The sequence below is a fragment of the Bacteroidales bacterium genome, assembly GCA_014860585.1.
Lineage (GTDB): Bacteria > Bacteroidota > Bacteroidia > Bacteroidales > 4484-276 > RZYY01.
Genome location: JACZJL010000194.1, coordinates 1 through 1770, shown reverse-complemented (window position 1 = coordinate 1770; position 1770 = coordinate 1). Strand labels below are relative to the sequence as shown.

Annotated in this window: 2 protein-coding genes and 1 tRNA gene; 1 reads left to right on the top strand and 2 read right to left on the bottom strand. The window is 42.3% G+C overall.

The features are described 5' to 3' along the window. Window positions 1–84: 84 nt before the first annotated feature. A tRNA-Arg gene (locus IH598_17875) sits at window positions 85–161 on the top strand. A 162-nt stretch (window positions 162–323) separates the two neighbouring features. On the opposite strand, the gene IH598_17870 is transcribed toward IH598_17875, so the two are convergent. Next, a complete protein-coding gene (locus IH598_17870) occupies window positions 324–1589 on the bottom strand; it encodes a polysaccharide biosynthesis C-terminal domain-containing protein (protein MBE0640384.1) in 1266 nt (421 codons plus the stop codon). A 22-nt stretch (window positions 1590–1611) separates the two neighbouring features. Continuing rightward, window positions 1612–1770, bottom strand: a 159-nt coding sequence (locus IH598_17865; protein ID MBE0640383.1) for a phage antirepressor protein, incomplete at its 5' end; no start/stop codon positions are given.

The following is a 1770-nucleotide window of genomic DNA, read 5'->3' as shown; positions in this document are numbered from 1 at the left end:
CGGATCAGAAAGTTGAAATATTGGCTCCGTAGCTCAATTGTGCCGGACATCCGGCATGACTACGGATCAGAAAGTTGAAATATTGGCTCCGTAGCTCAATTGGATAGAGCATCTGACTACGGATCAGAAGGTTTGGGGTTCGAGTCCCTTCGGAGTCACCAGTAAATGAGGCAGTTAACTAAAGTTTAGTTGACTGCCTTTTTCAATTCCGCACATGATCAAGGTTCAAAAGATGTTTTTAAAATGTTTAGCCTTGCTGCAGGGGTGTAATACTAATTTGTAGATTTCCTTTAGCACAACATTCCTATTCACGACCTGTTGACTTATTTCTTGTCGAAAAATTTCATCAATATCCTGATCTCCCTGTTTTTTGGAATTGCTTCCTTAAATCCAATTTTCGATTCTTTCACAAAAAACCAAATCACGATCATTGTTGTAAAAAGATAAGAAATACTTGTAGCCCAACCCGCGCCTGTTATACCAAAAGCAGGAATAAGGAAGTTGAACCCGATCACCGACACAATTAATCCGACAAAAGAAGAGATGGTGTTAACGTGGTATTTTCCAATGCCTGAAAAATAATGGCCTATAATGAGAGCGACGTTGAAAAACAATACGCCAGGCGCAAGTGAACCGATTACATGGCCTACTTCATCGAAACCTTCTCCATAAATCATAATAAAAAACTTGGGAGGTAAAAACACCAAAACAAGTAATGCAAAAAAACTGACCAGCAGGCTGGCATAGGTGAGCTGCAACGTAAGTTTTTGCGAGTACAACTTATCGCTGGTATTGGCGATACGTGCATATTGCACAAGACTAATACTGCGGCTGATTAACCAGATGGACTCCACCAGGGAGGTTCCGTTGGAATAAACCCCCACTTCGGCGGTGGAATAGGTTTGTTCGAGCCAGTAATAGCTCATCCTGAAGCTAAGCAACTGGAAAATGTGTGCCAGTTGGTTCAGCAAACCATACCTGAAAAGGTGACGAACGATGATCAAATACTGATCAATTCCGGCAAAGGAAAATCTCTCCGTAAACTTTTTGAAGTAAAACAAACTGATCAGAAAAGCTGCCCCGAAGGAGACATAGAGCGAAATAATATAGGAATGAATGGTGTTTTGGCCAAATCCAAAAAAGAGAATAACCAGTACCAGCATGATGATCAGGGGCTGGATAAATGCAATGAGGTTGGAAGTAGCAATTTTTTCTTTGCCGATCAATACGGATGAGTTGATGGCCGTAAAAGCGCTGATGCTGGAAAGCATGCAAACGTGCATGATCATCGCCGGATCAACAAGGTTAAAGACACAAAGCACAAAGAAAAAACCTGTGGACGTCAGGACCGACCAAATATAAGCTGGCAGAATAATCACTGAGGACGAAAAGCGGGGAACGAGATAGACTATTGCACTGCCCCCCATCAGGTTGGCAAACACGAGGATGTAAGCGATAGTGGCGATGATGATTCCCTGTTCGCCTTTTCCCTCCGGACCAAGAAAACGGGAAATGATGATAGTGATCAGCAGGTTGAGAAAAGCTGATAAAAGCCGCGTTCCGAATGTATTGAGTATTTTATTGAGCACAGGCTAAATTTCCCTGATTGGTTTATTCATATTCTTTTACTAGCAGTTGCTCGGTATCAGCAACATCGGTAAGGCGCATTTTTCCGTCGCTGGCTTCCATTTTCAAAGCGTGACAATTCGTCACGGTTTCATTTCCTTCAATTAGTAAACGTTGCTTTAATTTTCTCCAGTAAGCCTGTGG